The 15,058-nt window shown below is 60.4% G+C and carries 15 protein-coding genes; 14 read left to right on the forward strand and 1 reads right to left on the reverse strand.

Features of this window, described 5'->3' with window-relative positions; translation table 11 throughout:
- The first annotated feature begins 22 nt into the window (after positions 1–22).
- From AC2FF7_RS08890 to AC2FF7_RS08910, 5 genes are all read left to right on the forward strand, one after another.
- Positions 23–1,504, forward strand: a complete 1,482-nt coding sequence (locus tag AC2FF7_RS08890; RefSeq protein WP_480867630.1) for a UDP-N-acetylmuramoyl-L-alanyl-D-glutamate--2,6-diaminopimelate ligase — start codon at positions 23–25, stop codon at positions 1,502–1,504.
- Positions 1,501–2,895 carry a UDP-N-acetylmuramoyl-tripeptide--D-alanyl-D-alanine ligase gene (locus tag AC2FF7_RS08895; RefSeq protein ID WP_480867629.1) on the forward strand — a complete coding sequence of 465 codons (1,395 nt, stop codon included), beginning with the start codon at positions 1,501–1,503 and terminating at the stop codon, positions 2,893–2,895. The genes AC2FF7_RS08890 and AC2FF7_RS08895 overlap by 4 nt, the downstream gene beginning before the upstream one ends.
- Before the next feature lie 24 nt (positions 2,896–2,919).
- Positions 2,920–4,002 carry a phospho-N-acetylmuramoyl-pentapeptide-transferase gene (gene mraY / locus AC2FF7_RS08900; RefSeq protein WP_170352550.1) on the forward strand — a complete coding sequence of 361 codons (1,083 nt, stop codon included), beginning with the start codon at positions 2,920–2,922 and terminating at the stop codon, positions 4,000–4,002.
- A gap of 150 nt (positions 4,003–4,152) precedes the next feature.
- Positions 4,153–5,553 (forward strand): UDP-N-acetylmuramoyl-L-alanine--D-glutamate ligase, encoded by a 1,401-nt coding sequence (murD, locus tag AC2FF7_RS08905; protein WP_480867626.1) that lies wholly within the window; start codon positions 4,153–4,155, stop codon positions 5,551–5,553.
- Between the two features lie 105 nt (positions 5,554–5,658).
- Positions 5,659–6,033: a glycine zipper family protein gene (locus tag AC2FF7_RS08910; protein WP_170753070.1), complete on the forward strand. Its 375-nt coding sequence runs from the start codon at positions 5,659–5,661 to the stop codon at positions 6,031–6,033.
- On the opposite strand, the gene AC2FF7_RS08915 is transcribed toward AC2FF7_RS08910, so the two are convergent.
- The gene (locus AC2FF7_RS08915) at positions 6,030–7,208 is read right to left on the reverse strand and encodes a BaiN/RdsA family NAD(P)/FAD-dependent oxidoreductase (RefSeq protein WP_496905527.1); all 1,179 of its coding nucleotides are present in this window, start codon (positions 7,206–7,208) and stop codon (positions 6,030–6,032) included. The two genes, AC2FF7_RS08910 and AC2FF7_RS08915, sit on opposite strands and share 4 nt — an antisense overlap.
- Before the next feature lie 150 nt (positions 7,209–7,358).
- Between AC2FF7_RS08915 and AC2FF7_RS08920 the strand changes: the two genes are divergently transcribed.
- The 9 genes from AC2FF7_RS08920 (at position 7,359) to AC2FF7_RS08960 (ending at position 15,057) form a co-directional block, all read left to right on the forward strand.
- On the forward strand, positions 7,359–7,694 hold the full coding sequence (locus AC2FF7_RS08920) for a cupin domain-containing protein (RefSeq protein ID WP_170352553.1): 336 nt from the start codon (positions 7,359–7,361) through the stop codon (positions 7,692–7,694).
- A 137-nt stretch (positions 7,695–7,831) separates the two neighbouring features.
- Positions 7,832–8,995, forward strand: coding sequence for a putative lipid II flippase FtsW (gene ftsW / locus AC2FF7_RS08925; RefSeq protein WP_480867625.1), 1,164 nt, complete (start codon positions 7,832–7,834; stop codon positions 8,993–8,995).
- Positions 8,995–10,092: a UDP-N-acetylglucosamine--N-acetylmuramyl-(pentapeptide) pyrophosphoryl-undecaprenol N-acetylglucosamine transferase gene (locus AC2FF7_RS08930; RefSeq protein ID WP_480867624.1), complete on the forward strand. Its 1,098-nt coding sequence runs from the start codon at positions 8,995–8,997 to the stop codon at positions 10,090–10,092. Before ftsW ends, AC2FF7_RS08930 begins: the two co-directional genes overlap by 1 nt.
- Positions 10,089–11,498: a UDP-N-acetylmuramate--L-alanine ligase gene (murC, locus tag AC2FF7_RS08935; RefSeq protein WP_353393839.1), complete on the forward strand. Its 1,410-nt coding sequence runs from the start codon at positions 10,089–10,091 to the stop codon at positions 11,496–11,498. Before AC2FF7_RS08930 ends, murC begins: the two co-directional genes overlap by 4 nt.
- A gap of 72 nt (positions 11,499–11,570) precedes the next feature.
- A complete protein-coding gene (locus AC2FF7_RS08940; RefSeq protein WP_170352557.1) occupies positions 11,571–11,819 on the forward strand; it encodes a DUF2484 family protein in 249 nt (82 codons plus the stop codon).
- Positions 11,816–12,070 carry a DUF2484 family protein gene (locus AC2FF7_RS08945; protein WP_170352558.1) on the forward strand — a complete coding sequence of 85 codons (255 nt, stop codon included), beginning with the start codon at positions 11,816–11,818 and terminating at the stop codon, positions 12,068–12,070. The genes AC2FF7_RS08940 and AC2FF7_RS08945 overlap by 4 nt, the downstream gene beginning before the upstream one ends.
- A 45-nt stretch (positions 12,071–12,115) precedes the next feature.
- Positions 12,116–13,042: a UDP-N-acetylmuramate dehydrogenase gene (murB, locus tag AC2FF7_RS08950; RefSeq protein WP_496905511.1), complete on the forward strand. Its 927-nt coding sequence runs from the start codon at positions 12,116–12,118 to the stop codon at positions 13,040–13,042.
- Between the two features lie 102 nt (positions 13,043–13,144).
- Entirely contained in the window at positions 13,145–14,068 is a 924-nt protein-coding gene (locus AC2FF7_RS08955) for a D-alanine--D-alanine ligase (RefSeq protein ID WP_480867620.1), read from the forward strand.
- Positions 14,056–15,057 carry a cell division protein FtsQ/DivIB gene (locus AC2FF7_RS08960; RefSeq protein WP_496905512.1) on the forward strand — a complete coding sequence of 334 codons (1,002 nt, stop codon included), beginning with the start codon at positions 14,056–14,058 and terminating at the stop codon, positions 15,055–15,057. The genes AC2FF7_RS08955 and AC2FF7_RS08960 overlap by 13 nt, the downstream gene beginning before the upstream one ends.
- The last annotated feature ends 1 nt before the right edge of the window (position 15,058 follow it).

Below are 15,058 nucleotides of genomic sequence, written 5' to 3' on the forward strand. Positions count from 1 at the left end.
ACCGTCCGACAGAGGGTAGGGCATGGGCACAAGACCAAAAACACTCAGCCAACTGGCCCTGACCGCACGCGGAGGCGCGAATCCCGAAATCACCGGTCTGGCCGTAGACAGTCGCGAGGTGCAGGAGGGCTTTCTGTTCGCTGCCTTGCCCGGCACGCGGGTTCATGGCGGCGCGTTCATCCAATACGCCCTGCGCATGGGCGCGGCGGCGATCATGACGGACGCCGAAGGGGCCGAGATTGCAGCCGATGAACTGGCCGCATCAGACGCGGCCTTGGTCGTCGTCGAAGACCCGCGTCAGGCGCTGGCCGGTTGTGCCGCACTATGGTTTGGCGCGCAGCCACAGACCATTGTGGCCGTGACCGGGACCAATGGAAAAACCTCGGTCGCCACATTCGTGCGCCAAATCTGGATGGAGCTGGGCCACGCCGCCGTTAACCTTGGCACCACCGGGGTCGAAGGCGCATGGACTGCCCCTCTGGCCCACACCACGCCCGAGCCGATCACGCTGCATCGCTGTTTGTCCGAAGCTGCCGCAAATGGCGTGACCCATGCGGCGATGGAAGCTTCCTCGCACGGGTTGGAACAGCGCCGTCTGGACGGGGTCCATCTGGCGGCTGCGGGATTTTCGAATTTCACGCAGGACCATCTGGACTATCACGAGACGTTCGAAGCGTATTTCGCCGCCAAAGCTGGTCTCTTCGACCGGGTTCTGCCCCAGGACGGCACAGTCGTGATCAATATGAGCGACCCCAAAGGAGCCGAGGTCCGCAAGATCGCCAAGGCTCGTGGACAGGAGGTTCTGACCGTTGGTCTGGGCGATGCCGATCTGTGCCTGATGAACCAGCGTTTTGACGCGACCGGTCAGGATTTGCGGTTCTCGTGGAAGGGCAAGGTGTTCCAAACCCGCCTGAACCTGATCGGAGGGTTCCAGGCCGAAAACATCCTTCTGGCCTGTGGTTTGGTGATCGCGGGCGGGGAAGAGCCTGAACGCGTGATTGAAACTCTGCCGCATCTGACAACCGTGCGCGGTCGAATGCAGCTGGCCGCCACGCGCCAAAACGGTGCGGCGGTGTTCGTCGACTATGCCCATACGCCGGATGCTGTGGCCACTGCCCTCAAGGCGTTGCGCCCGCATGTGATGGGCCGCCTGATTGCCATTGTTGGCGCAGGCGGCGACCGCGATGCAACCAAGCGGCCTTTGATGGGGCAAGCGGCAGCAAACCATGCCGACGTGGTTTTTGTCACCGACGACAACCCGCGTAGCGAAGACCCCGCCACCATCCGCGCCGCTGTTCTGCTTGGCGCGCCCGAGGCGACTGAAGTTGGCGACCGGGCCGAAGCGATCCTGCGCGGCGTCGATGCGCTGCAACCGGGCGATGCTCTGTTGATCGCGGGCAAGGGGCATGAGACCGGCCAGATCGTTGGCGATCAGGTTCTGCCCTTTGATGATGTGGAACAGGCCAGCATCAGCGTGGCCGCGCTGGACGGGAGGGTAGCATGACGCTCTGGACTGCGGCTGAGGCGGCCGAGGCTACCGACGGGCGTGTGACCGCCGACTGGGTGGTGAATGGCGTGTCGATTGACACGCGCACTTTGCAACCGGGCGATCTGTTTGTGGCGCTGAAAGCGGCGCGAGACGGGCATGATTTCGTGGCGCAGGCGTTGGAGAAGGGGGCAGGGGCCGCTTTGGTCTCGCGCATCCCCGAAGGCGTGGCCGAGGATGCGCCGTTGCTGATCGTCGACGATGTGCAAGCGGGGCTGGAGGCGTTGGGCCGAGCCGGTCGAGCCCGCACGGATGCGCGTGTGGTTGGTGTGACAGGAAGTGTCGGCAAGACTTCGACCAAGGAAATGCTGGCCAATATTTTGGAAACGCAAGGAAAAACCCACGCCAGCGTCGCCAGCTACAACAACCATTGGGGCGTGCCGCTGACCTTGGCGCGGATGCCACGCGACACCGAATTCGCCGTGATCGAGATTGGCATGAACCACCCGGGAGAGATCGCTCCGCTGGCTCAGCAAGCCCGCCCGCATGTGGCGCTGGTGACGACCGTGGCGGCCGTGCATCTTGAGGCGTTCGAATCGGTCACAGGTATCGCCCATGAAAAGGCTGCGATTTTCGAGGGGTTGGAGCCCGGAGGCACAGCCATCGTGAACGCCGACATTGACGACGCGAATGTGTTGCGCAGTTGTGCGCAGGCTCAAGGGGCGGGAATCGTCGAATTTGGGCGGAACGCTGCGGATTATGTTGTGACGGATGTGGCGCAGACCGCCGACTCGGTCCATGCCTCTGCGGCGCTGGACGGGGCGCCATTCGGTTTTGACGTAAGGTCGGCCGGTACGCATTTCGCCATGAACGGGCTGGGTGCTTTGGCGACATGCGTTGAGCTGGGCGTTGATCTGGAACAAGCCATTGCCGGGCTGCGCCGGTGGTTTCCGGTCGCGGGGCGCGGCGTGCGCGAGACGCTGCCGCTGGCGAGCGGTGGGCAGATTGAGCTTCTGGACGACAGCTATAACGCCAATCCAACCTCGATGGAGGCGGCCTTGGACGTTCTGGCCGCGGCGCAAGGTCCCCGTCGGATTGCATTTTTGGGCGATATGAAAGAGCTGGGCGCGCGGGAAAGCGCCATGCACGCGGCCATGGCCGATGTTGCGGCGATGGCGCATGTGGATCAGGTGCATTGCATCGGTCCGTTGATGCAGGCGCTGCATGATGCGTTGCCCGAGGGGAAACGCGGGATTTGGACGGAAACCAGCGCCGAAATGGCCTCGCATCTGCCGGATCTGATCCGCGCGGACGATATCGTGCTGGCCAAAGGATCTTTGAGTATGGCGCTGGCGCGGATTGTTGACGGTTTACGGAAAATGGGGCAAGGGGGCGCGCTTGAGCCATGATCGCCGCACGAGAAAGGTGTTAGAATGCTTTATTGGTTGACCAATCTGTCCGATGGCGGGGATTTCTTTAACCTCTTTCGCTATATCACCTTCCGCGCGGGCGGTGCCTTTATGACGGCGCTGATTTTCGGGTTCCTGTTTGGCAAACCGCTGATCAACGTGCTGCGCCGCAAGCAGGGCAAAGGTCAGCCGATCCGAGATGACGGCCCCGAGGGGCATTTTTCCAAGGCAGGTACACCGACAATGGGCGGGTTGCTGATCGTGGGGGCGTTGGTGACGTCAACGCTGGTCTGGGCACGGTGGGACAACCCCTATGTCTGGATGGTCTTGTTCGTGACGCTGGGCTATGCGGCGATTGGCTTTGCGGATGACTACGCAAAAGTGTCCAAACAGAACACTAAGGGCGTGTCGGGCAAGATGCGTTTGGCTTTGGGCGTGTTGATCGCAGTGCTCGCTTCGGTCTGGGCAACCCTGCACCACCCCGAGGCGTTGCAGAACCAACTGGCGGTGCCTGTGTTCAAGGATACGCTGGTCAATTTGGGTATTTTCTATATCCCGTTCGCGATTGTTGTAATTGTTGGCGCTGCGAACGCTGTGAATCTGACCGATGGGCTGGACGGTTTGGCGATCATGCCTGCGATGATTGCGGCCTCGACTTTAGGTGTGATTGCCTATGCGGTTGGGCGGGTTGACTTTACCGAGTATCTGGATGTGCATTACGTGCCGGGTACAGGCGAGATTTTCATCTTTACCTCGGCCTTGTTCGGCGCAGGGCTTGGGTTCCTGTGGTACAATGCACCCCCGGCTGCGGTGTTCATGGGCGATACTGGATCATTGGCTTTGGGCGGTGCTTTGGGAGCCATCGCGGTAGCGACCAAGCACGAGCTGGTGCTAGCCGTGGTCGGCGGCCTGTTCGTCGTTGAAGCCCTGAGTGTTATCATTCAAGTTCTGTATTTCAAACGCACCGGACGACGGGTGTTTCTGATGGCGCCAATCCACCATCACTATGAGAAAAAGGGCTGGGCTGAGCCCACCATCGTGATCCGGTTTTGGATCATTTCGCTGATCCTAGCGATGATCGGGCTCGCGACGCTTAAGGTCCGGTAACGCTCCCGCCAGGTTCGAAGGGCCTGCGGCCCGCCTGCCACCTGTTGGGCCCGGCTCGCGCTGACGCGCGAGCCTTTTGCGTCTCTTGCCAAGGCTTGTGTCTTCTGCGCAGGGTGGCCGCGACATGTACGACAGAACAAGGTGGGCAGGATGATCCCGGTCAAAGGGTTTTCGGGGCAGAAAGTAGCGGTGCTTGGGCTTGGTCGCTCGGGTCTGACCACGGCGCGTGCGCTTAGGGCAGGCAAGGCAGAAGCCGTCTGTTGGGATGACAATCCCGCTGCTCGCGAAAAAGCCGAGGCCGAGGGGTTTGCCTGTGCCGATTTGCGCCGCCAAGGGGCGTTCGATCAGATCGCTGCGCTGATCGTCTCGCCCGGTATCCCTCATCTCTACCCTGTACCAAATCCCGTCGTCGCGGCCGCACTTGGTGCCGGCGTGCCGATCGACAATGATATCGGGTTGTTTTTTCGATCGTTTGCGGGCCCGGAATGGGATAATTTCGACACGCCCCCACGTGTTATTGCGGTCACGGGCTCTAATGGCAAATCAACCACGGCGGCATTGATCCATCACATTCTGACCGAGGCAGGCCGAGAGGCCCAGTTGGCCGGAAACATTGGGCGTGGGGTTCTCGATATTGAACCCGGTCGGGATGCTTCAGTCGTCGTGCTGGAGCTGTCGAGCTATCAAACCGAACTGGCGCGAGCGTTAACGCCGGATATCGCGGTGTTTACCAATCTGTCTCCGGATCATCTGGATCGGCACGGGGGTATGGGTGGCTACTTTGCCGCCAAACGTCGCCTGTTTGCCGAAGGTGGCCCGGACCGGGCAGTGATTGGCGTCGACGAAAATGAAGGCGCGTTTTTGGCCGGGCAATTGGCCGAAGGCCCAACGGATGACCGGGTGATCCGGATCTCGGTTGCCCGAAAACTGACGGGGCCCGGGTGGCAGGTTTTTGCCCGCAAAGGGTTCTTGTCCGAATACCGCAAAGGTCGACAGGCAGGCGCGATTGACTTGCGTAACATTAAAGGGCTGCCGGGCGCGCATAACCATCAAAACGCCTGTGCTGCTTACGCGGCATGTCGCGCGCTTGGGCTGGCCCCGCGCGTGATTGAGGATGCGTTGCACAGCTATCCCGGTCTGCCGCACCGCAGTCAGATCATCGCCGAAGCGAATGGCGTGACCTTTGTGAATGATTCGAAGGCCACCAATGTAGACAGCGCGCTCAAGGCGCTAAGTGCGTTTAAGAACGTCCGGTGGATCTGCGGCGGTCTTGAGAAGGAAGGCGGTTTGTCTGCCTTGAACACAGCCTGCGATCAAGTCGTCAAAGCCTACGTCATTGGGCGGGAGGCCGCCGGTTTCGCCATGCAGCTCGAGGTGGAGGCGCAGGTCTGTACCACAATGGCCGAGGCCGTCGCGCAGGCTGTGGCGGATGCGGCGCCGGGGGACACAGTATTGCTAGCCCCAGCTGCGGCCAGTTTCGATCAATATGACAATTTCGAGCAACGCGGAGAGGATTTCGCAGCACAGGTTCGATTGAACCTTTCACTTTAGAAATTTGCAATAGATTGCCGGTTGGGCCAAGCTGCGGTGCTATGTGCTTGACGCCCATTACTAATTGGTCTTGCTTGCCTGTAAATTCAACACGAGGTTATCATTATGACTTACCGTAAGTTTTCTCTGGTCCTGCCTGCGCTTTTGGTGGCCGGAGCCTGTACAAACACTGGTGCGAATTATCAGCCCGTCATCGATGGGCCGGTCGGCCCGAATTACAACGTCGACCTACAGCAATGCCAACAGCTGGCAGCTTCGCAGGCTTCGGTTGATGGGACTACGGCCGGTAACGCGGCAATCGGGGCTGCGGGTGCCGCGGCAGTTACCGGGATCGTTCAGGACAGCAGCGACAATCTGGGGCGCGCCGCAGTCGCAGGTGCGCTGGTAGGTGCCGGTGCCGACGTGATAAACAAGAACCAGAACAAGGAAGTTCTCGTGCGCAACTGTATGCGCGGCCGTGGCTATAACGTCGTAGGCTAACCTGCAGCTATGGCGGTTCCGGCGGCGTGACCCGAAGACCACGCCCACTGGAAATTGTAACCGCCCAGCCAGCCGGTAACATCCACCGCTTCGCCAATCGCATAGAGGCCGGGGACATCCCTGGCCTCCATCGTTTTGGACGACAATTCATCCGTATTGATCCCGCCCAAAGTAACCTCGGCGGTGCGATACCCTTCGGTGCCAGAGGGGGTGAGGGACCAGTTGGACAGCGCCGTCACCAGATCGTTCAGGGCGGCGTCGGACTGGTCGGCCAGATTACCGCGCATTGGTATTTGGTGTTTCAGATAGTCGACCAGCCGTGCGGGCAGGTGCCGTGCCAGTTCGGTGGTCAGGGCCTTGCGCCCTCCGGTCTGGCGCTGATCGCGCAGCAGGTCAAACAGAGGTAGGTCGGGGATCAGGTTCGCACGGATCGCCTCACCTTCATGCCAGTATGACGACAGTTGCAGCACCGATGGCCCGCTAAGTCCGCGATGGGTGAACAATAGCGCTTCGTCAAAGTTGGTGCGATCGTTTGACAGGCGGGCGGGCAGGGACACACCCGAAAGCTCCTTGAACCGGCCATCCGAAAAGGTGAAGGGCACCAGCGCCGCCCGCGTGTCTGTAACGCGCAGGTCGAATTGATGGGCGATGTCATAGGCTAACCCCGTTGCGCCCATCTTGGGGATCGACTTGCCGCCTGTCGCTAGCACCAGATTTCGGCAAATCAGGTTTCGGCGCTGGCCTTCGCGCTCGACCTCGATCGCAAAGCCGTATTCGGTTTTGCGCAGATCACGTACCGAGGTTTGCAGCCAGAGTTCAGCCCTGGCGCGGGTCATCTCGTCCAACAGCATCTGGACAATCTGCTTCGAAGACCCGTCGCAGAACAATTGCCCCAGAGTTTTCTCATGCCACGCGATTCCGTGATGCCCGACCAGATCGATAAAATCCCATTGCGTGTATCGCGCCAGTGCGGATTTGCAGAAATGTGGGTTTTGCGACAGGAAATTTCCAGGGCCCGCATACATATTGGTGAAATTGCAGCGCCCTCCGCCTGAGATGCGGATTTTCTCTCCGGCCGCTTTGGCATGGTCGATCACCAGAACGCGCCCGCCGCAGTGGGAGGCACACATCATACCGGCTGCACCGGCACCAAGGATGATCGTGTCAAAGGTCATGGCCGAGGGGATGGCGCGGATCGCGTCGGAACGCAAGAGCATGCCGTCGTCTCGCTCAAGGTGTGCTGGTAAGTGGGCAATCCCGATTGCCAGCCGCTGAAAGCACTGTCATCCTGTGGCGACAGTTCACCCGAGGAGAAGGAACAATTCATGCATTACCCAGACTTCATAACGGTCTTTCCGAAACTGGACGTTCCTTTCCCTGAAGATGTGGTGCAGACGGCTGTCATTCGCTCGGAAGCAGGTCTGGTAGCGTTCTTCACTTTTCTGAAGGATATGGAGCTTCCGCTTCATTCGCATGGTGCGCAATGGGGCACGGTCGTTGAAGGTGAGATTGCACTGACGATCGGAGACCAGACGAAAACTTACCGTCCGGGCGACAGCTACTCGATCCCGGCGGGCGTCGAACACGGAGGCCAGATCAAGGCCGGTACACGCGTGATTGATGTCTTTGAGGAACCGGACCGGTACCCAATTAAAGCGTGACGCGTTATTTCAACTCTGGGGCTGATCGAATTCCGCTTATGCCCCTCATTTCCCTAGCCCCAAAGCCAAAATCGCTGTAGAGTCTCAATCAGACCCCGAAAACGGGGCGTGAACGAGGCAGATAGTGGCGGTATCTCATGACTGAGATGGTGTATGGCGCGGTCCGGGACACGCGCGGCGAACCGATTCTACCAAAGTGGTGGCGCACGATTGATCGCTGGGCCATGTCCTGCGTGCTGATCCTGTTTGTCATCGGCTTGCTACTGGGGCTGGCTTCATCGCCGCCTTTGGCCGGGCGCAACGGGTTTGATCCCTTCCACTATGTCGAGCGACAGGCGCTGTTTGGCGGGCTGGCGCTGGTGGCAATGCTGCTGACCTCAATGATGTCGCCCACATTGGTGCGGCGTTTGGCGGTGCTGGGCTTTCTGGGCGCGTTTGTGGCGCTGGCCTTTCTGCCGGTCTTCGGCACCGATTTCGGCAAGGGTGCGGTGCGGTGGTACTCCTTGGGATTTGCCTCGCTGCAACCCTCAGAGTTTCTAAAACCCGGCTTTATCGTTGTCGCTGCGTGGCTGCTGGCGGCCTCGCAAGAGATCAACGGCCCTCCGGGGCGATTGTGGTCCTTTGCGCTGTGCATGGCGATTGTGGCGATGCTGGTGCTGCAACCTGATTTTGGGCAGGCCTGTCTGATCCTGTTTGGCTGGGGCGTGATGTATTTCGTGGCCGGTGCGCCGATGCTTTTGCTGGTCGGCATGGCCGGGGCCGTCGTGCTGGGCGGGATGTTCGCCTATTCCAATTCCGAACACTTTGCTCGTCGCATTGACGGATTCCTCAACCAAGAGGTCGATCCGACCACGCAGCTGGGCTATGCCACTAACGCCATCCGTGAAGGCGGGCTGTTCGGCGTCGGAGTAGGTGAAGGGCAGGTGAAGTGGTCTTTGCCCGATGCTCATACCGATTTCATCATCGCCGTCGCGGCCGAGGAATACGGGCTGATTCTGGTGCTGATCATAATCGCGCTCTACTCGCTGATCGTGGTGCGTTCGCTGCTGCGGCTGATGAAGGAACGGGACATGTTCATCCGTCTGGCCGGAACCGGTCTTGCCTGTATGTTCGGCGTTCAGGCGATGATCAACATGGGCGTCGCGGTGCGCCTGCTGCCCGCCAAGGGTATGACGCTGCCTTTCGTCAGCTATGGCGGCTCGTCGCTTATAGCGGGCGGTATCGCAGTTGGCATGTTGCTGGCGTTCACCCGCACCCGACCACAGGGCGAGCTGGGTGATATTCTGCGCGGACGGGGTTGATGAGCAAACCGTACCTATTGATTGCGGCGGGCGGCACCGGGGGCCACATGTTCCCGGCGCAGGCGCTGGCCGAGGCGATGCTGCAAAAAGGCTGGCGCGTACGCCTGTCCACCGATGCGCGCGGTGCGCGCTATACCGGTGGCTTTCCCCCTTCGACCGAGATTGTCGAGGCGACATCGGCCACTTTCGCGCGTGGCGGGCTGGCGGCCAAGGCGATGGTCGGCCCCAAGATCGCGGGTGGCGTGACAAGTATGGCAATGCAGATGATGCGCGACCGGCCCAATGTGGTGGTTGGGTTCGGAGGCTACCCTTCGATCCCGGCGCTGGGTGCGGCGACGCTGTTGAACATTCCACGGATGATCCATGAACAGAACGGTGTGCTGGGCCGCGTGAACCAACTGTTTGCCAAGCGCGTAGCGCAGGTGGCTTGTGGCGTCTGGCCCACGGATTTGCCCGACGGCGCAAAGGGTGTCCATACTGGCAACCCGGTGCGCGGTGCGGTGTTGGAACGTGCCGCGGCAGGCTATATCCCGCCCGGAGACTACCCAATGTCGGTTCTGGTGATGGGTGGTAGTCAGGGTGCACGCATCCTCAGTGATGTGGTGCCCGGTGCGCTTGCGGCCTTGCCCGATGGTCTGCGCGACCATATCCGCGTGGCCCATCAGGCCCGCGATGAAGATGGTGAACGTGTCACCGCCTTTTACGCCGACCATGGCATCCGGGCCGAAGTTCTGCCCTTTTTCGATGATGTCCCCCGGCGCATGTCCGATGCGCAGCTGGTGATCAGCCGCTCGGGCGCGTCTAGTGTGGCCGATATCTCGGTCATCGGGAGGCCCTCGATCCTTGTCCCCTTTGCCGCCGCTGCGGGCGACCATCAAACCGCCAATGCGCGCGGGCTGGTGCAGGCGGGTGGCGCGATCATGATCCCCGAAAACCTGCTTGACGTTGCCGCGCTGACCGAGCAAATCACCGCCGTTCTGACAAACCCCGAGGCCGCACAAAAGATGGCCCGTGCCGCCCTATCGACCGGAGCCCCGGACGCGACCGAGCGTCTAGTTCACCTTGTCGAAGAGCTGGCGCAGAAGGAGACCCCATGAATCCAGCCACCAAACTGCCGCAAGACGTAGGGCCGATCCATTTCGTTGGTATCGGCGGGATCGGGATGTCGGGGATTGCCGAGGTGCTGCTGAACCTGGGCTACCGGGTGCAGGGCTCGGACCTCAAAGCGTCCAAGATCACGGACCGTCTGGCCGGGCTGGGGGCCGAGATTTTCGTAGGCCAACGCGCCGAAAACCTTGAAAACGCAGCCGTTGTTGTTGTGTCTACCGCGATCAAGCCGGGCAACCCCGAGCTGGACGGCGCCCGCGCGCAAGGCCTGCCGGTGGTGCGCCGCGCCGATATGCTGGCCGAGCTGATGCGCCTGAAATCAAACATCGCCATTGCCGGAACTCATGGCAAGACCACCACGACCACCATGATGGCCGAGCTTATGGTGGCGGGCGATTTCGACCCCACCGTGATCAATGGCGGCATCATCCATGCCTACGGGTCCAACGCGCGGATGGGGCAGGGTGAATGGATGGTGGTCGAGGCCGACGAATCCGACGGTTCGTTCAACCGCCTGCCTGCGACGATTGCCATCGTCACCAATATCGACCCAGAGCATATGGAGCATTGGGGTGATTTCGACCGGCTGCGGGATGGGTTTTATGAGTTCGTCTCGAACCTGCCCTTCTACGGTCTGGCTGTGTGCTGCACCGACCATGCCGAGGTGCAGACGCTGGTGGGCCGCATCAGCGACCGCCGGGTGCGCACCTACGGGTTCAACGCGCAGGCCGATGTGCGGGCCGTGAACTTGACTTATAAGGGCGGCGTCGCGCATTTCGATATCCACCTGCAATACGAAGACACGGTGATCGAGGGCTGCACCCTGCCTATGCCCGGCGACCACAACGTCTCGAACGCTTTGTCCGCCGTGGCTGTGGCCCGCCATCTGGGCATGAAAACCGCTGAAATCCGCGAGGCTCTGGCCAATTTCGGTGGCGTAAACCGCCGCTTTACCAAGGTCGGAGAGGTTGATGGCGTTACCATCATCGACGACTACGGCCACCACCCGGTTGAGATTGCCGCCGTGCTGAAAGCCGCACGCCAAGCCAGTGATGGGCGTGTGATCGCCGTTCACCAGCCGCACCGTTATTCGCGCCTGTCGAATCTGTTTGACGATTTTTGCACCTGTTTCAACGATGCCGACGTGGTCGCAATCGCTGATATTTTTGCTGCGGGTGAAGACCCGATCGAAGGTGCATCGCGTGATGATCTGGTGCAGGGCCTGATTCGCCACGGTCACCGTCACGCCCGCGCGCTGCTGGATGAAAACGATCTGGAGCGTCTGGTCCGCGAACAAGCCCGTCCTGGTGACATGGTTGTTTGCCTCGGCGCCGGGACAATCAGCGCCTGGGCCAACGGTTTGCCCGACCGGTTGCAACGTAAACAAGCTGTGTGACGCAGGGAACCAACTTGACGCTCGACTGATTTGAGCGTTTGCAGCCGCGAAACAACGTCCTCGGAGGGGCGCATGGTAAATTCAGTGGTGTTTGCGGGGCTGTGGGTCATTGCCTCGACCATCGTGGCGATGTTGCCGATGCGTCTGCAGTTTCCGCCAGGCGTGGTGCTGTTTGTCAGTGCACCCGCGCTGATCGTCTGGTTGGGTCATGACTTCGGCTGGTTCATTTCGGTGCTGGCCTTTGCCGCTTTTGCATCGATGTTCCGCAACCCGATCCGCCACTACTGGCGCCGTTGGACCGGGCAGGAGGTTCAGGAATGAATTGGTCAATCGCTCTGGCTGCGTTGTGGGGGATCGCCGCAAATGTGCTGGCGATGATCCCAAGTAAGGACAACCACTGGACCCGCGCCTATGTCCTGATCGCGGTGGGGATTCCGATATTGGGCTATGTCACCCTGCAGAACGGCCCGTGGATCGGACTGTTGGTGCTGGCGATGGGTATGTCCGTGCTGCGCTGGCCAGTGATTTATCTGGGGCGGTGGGTGCGTCGGATGCTTGGTTCGGCTCAGTGACAGTTACGGCTTGCGCGGAGGAAATAAATCCGCGAAGGAACCGGAATGACATCTCTTCCTGAACCCCGTGGCAAACTGACCCAGAACCGAGCGTTGAACGACCTGACATGGCTTCGTGTCGGCGGTCCGGCGGATTATTTGTTCCAACCTACGGATATTGACGATCTGAAAGCGTTTCTGCACGACCTGCCCGAAGATTTCGACGTGTTCCCCATGGGTGTCGGATCAAACCTGATTGTTCGTGATGGTGGCTTGCGCGCCGTGGTGATCCGGCTGGGGCGCGGGTTCAACGGGATCGAGGTCGCAGGCAAAACCGTCACGGCGGGCGCGGCGGCGCTGGATGCGCATGTGGCGCGCAAAGCGGCAGATGCAGGAGTAGATCTTACGTTTTTGCGAACCATTCCGGGCTCGGTTGGTGGGGCGGTGCGGATGAACGCAGGTTGCTATGGCAGCTACACGGCGGATGTGTTGCGCAAGGCCACGATAGTGACGCGCCAGGGGGAGGTCGTGGACCTGACACCGCAGGACCTGAACTTCCGCTATCGTCAATCGGATTTGCCCGATGGGGCGGTGCTGATTTCGGCCACGTTCGAGGGGCCCGCGGGTGATCCACAAGCGCTGCATGACCGGATGGCGGCGCAGTTGCAAAAACGCGATGAGACCCAACCCACAAAAGACCACAGCGCAGGTTCGACCTTCCGCAACCCGGCAGGGTTTTCCTCGACGGGCAGGGCGGATGACGTGCATGATCTGAAGGCGTGGAAAGTGATCGACGATGCCGGGATGCGCGGGGCCACCAAGGGTGGTGCGCAGATGAGCGAGAAGCACTCGAATTTCCTGATCAACACTGGCGGTGCCACTGCCGCTGACCTCGAAGGTCTGGGCGAAGAGGTGCGAAAAAAGGTTTACGAAACAAGCGGCATCACGCTAGAGTGGGAAATCATGCGGGTCGGTGACCCGTTGAAGGAATAAAGCCCCAACCGTCAGACCAAAACAGGCAAATTCAGGCGGCGGATCAAAGGCATAAACGCAGTACGGACCACCGCATAAGGTCCGGGGACATTGAGGCGCTAAGTGGGTAAGTCGAGCAGGACACACCCCAAAGTGGCGGTATTGATGGGCGGCCCCTCGGCGGAACGCGAGGTGTCACTCAGCTCTGGGCGCGAATGCGCAGCCGCCCTTAGGGGAGAAGGCTTTGAAGTGGTCGAACTGGACGCAGGTCCCGACCTCTATGCGCGTCTTTTGGACATCAAGCCGGATGTGGTTTTCAACGCTCTGCATGGACGCTGGGGTGAAGATGGCTGTGTGCAGGGCCTGCTGGAGTGGATGCGCATTCCGTACACGCATTCCGGCGTGCTGGCCTCGGCGCTCGCGATGGACAAACAGCGCAGCAAAGAGGTGTTTTCCGCAGAAGGTTTGCCTGTTGTTCCCAGCGTGATCGTGCCCAAGCCCGATGTGTCCGCCGCACATGTGATGGATCCGCCCTATGTGGCCAAGCCCAACAACGAAGGGTCCAGCGTCGGGATCTATATCGTCCACGAAGGCTCGAACGGGCCACCGCAACTGTCCGACGACATGCCAGATTACGTGATGGTCGAGAAATACGTGGCCGGGCGCGAGTTGACTGTGACCGTGATGGGCGATCGCGCTCTGACCGTGACCGAGATCATGACTGATGGCGGATGGTATGACTATGATGCCAAATACAAGCCCGGCGGCTCGTGGCATGTGCTGCCTGCCGACATCCCGCAGGATATTTTCGACCGTTGCATGAATCATGCGCTGAAAGCCCATAACGCACTGGGCTGTCGCGGTGTGACCCGTACTGATTATCGTTGGGATGACAGCATGGGCGCAGATGGTCTGTTTCTGTTGGAGACCAATACCCAGCCCGGAATGACACCGACCTCATTGGTGCCCGAGCAAGCCGAACATTGCGGTATGACCTTTGGTCAGCTGTGTGCCTGGATGGTGGAGGACGCCTCATGCGACCGTTAAAAGCCACGCGCGCACCTGTCATTCATCGGTCCAAGCCATTGGCGGGTCCGGATGCCGATTTCGCTTCAGGCGAACGCCACGAAACAGAACCAAAACTGCGGTTAGGCGGCGTGAAACTGTTCGGGCGCAAATCGCAACGGTTCGACCCGGCTCCGTCTCGCCTCAGCTACCGACTACAGCGTTGGATGCTTACGCCGGGCATACGCCGCGGTCTGAAGTATGGGTTGCCCATCCTGGCCATTTGCGCGGCTACGGGGCTTTATTTTAGTGCAGAGGACCGGCGAGAGGCGGTTGTGGCTTATGTCAATGACATCAAGACCTCGATCCAGCAAAGACCAGAATTCATGGTCAACTTGATGGCCATTGATGGCGCTGGGCCGAATCTCTCCGAAGACATTCGCGAGGTTGTGCCACTGGATTTCCCGATCAGTTCCTGGGATCTGGACGCCGAACAAATCCGCGACACGATTACCGGTCTTGATCCTGTCAAATCTGCGGCGGTTCGCATTCGCCCCGGCGGAATTCTTCAGGTTGATGTTGTTGAACGCCAACCCGTGGTGGTTTGGCGCACGCGCAGCGGAACCGAGTTATTGGACGAAACCGGCGCGCATGTTGAGCGTGTCGCCTCCCGCAAGGACCACGCGACCCTGCCGCTTATTGCAGGAAAGGGCGCGGACGAACATGTCGCTGAGGCACTGCAACTGCTGACAACAGCGCGCAGCCTTGGGGCGCGTGTGCGGGGTCTTGTTCGAATTGGCGAACGCCGCTGGGATCTGGTTCTTGACCGAGGTCAGCGCATCATGCTGCCAACCGATCGGCCCGTGCGCGCACTGGAACGCGTCTTGGCGGTTAATGAGGTGCAGGACCTGTTGGAACGTGACGTGGCCGTTGTGGATATGCGGCTCGGACAACGTCCAACCATAAGAATGACCGAAGCTGCCAGCGAAGACTGGTGGAGTACAAAAACAGACGTGAGTAGCAGGCAGTAAC

The sequence above is a fragment of the Ruegeria sp. YTSC325 genome, from assembly GCF_059609525.1.

Bases quoted from the DNA above. Each gene is read 5' to 3' on its own strand.
- AC2FF7_RS08890 (WP_480867630.1), top strand. From the start codon at position 23: ATGGGCACAAGACCAAAAACACTCAGCCAACTGGCCCTGACCGCACGC.
- AC2FF7_RS08895 (WP_480867629.1), top strand. From the start codon at position 1,501: ATGACGCTCTGGACTGCGGCTGAGGCGGCCGAGGCTACCGACGGGCGT.
- mraY (WP_170352550.1), top strand. From the start codon at position 2,920: ATGCTTTATTGGTTGACCAATCTGTCCGATGGCGGGGATTTCTTTAAC.
- murD (WP_480867626.1), top strand. From the start codon at position 4,153: ATGATCCCGGTCAAAGGGTTTTCGGGGCAGAAAGTAGCGGTGCTTGGG.
- AC2FF7_RS08910 (WP_170753070.1), top strand. From the start codon at position 5,659: ATGACTTACCGTAAGTTTTCTCTGGTCCTGCCTGCGCTTTTGGTGGCC.
- AC2FF7_RS08915 (WP_496905527.1), bottom strand. From the start codon at position 7,208: ATGACCTTTGACACGATCATCCTTGGTGCCGGTGCAGCCGGTATGATG.
- AC2FF7_RS08920 (WP_170352553.1), top strand. From the start codon at position 7,359: ATGCATTACCCAGACTTCATAACGGTCTTTCCGAAACTGGACGTTCCT.
- ftsW (WP_480867625.1), top strand. From the start codon at position 7,832: ATGACTGAGATGGTGTATGGCGCGGTCCGGGACACGCGCGGCGAACCG.
- AC2FF7_RS08930 (WP_480867624.1), top strand. From the start codon at position 8,995: ATGAGCAAACCGTACCTATTGATTGCGGCGGGCGGCACCGGGGGCCAC.
- murC (WP_353393839.1), top strand. From the start codon at position 10,089: ATGAATCCAGCCACCAAACTGCCGCAAGACGTAGGGCCGATCCATTTC.
- AC2FF7_RS08940 (WP_170352557.1), top strand. From the start codon at position 11,571: ATGGTAAATTCAGTGGTGTTTGCGGGGCTGTGGGTCATTGCCTCGACC.
- AC2FF7_RS08945 (WP_170352558.1), top strand. From the start codon at position 11,816: ATGAATTGGTCAATCGCTCTGGCTGCGTTGTGGGGGATCGCCGCAAAT.
- murB (WP_496905511.1), top strand. From the start codon at position 12,116: ATGACATCTCTTCCTGAACCCCGTGGCAAACTGACCCAGAACCGAGCG.
- AC2FF7_RS08960 (WP_496905512.1), top strand. From the start codon at position 14,056: ATGCGACCGTTAAAAGCCACGCGCGCACCTGTCATTCATCGGTCCAAG.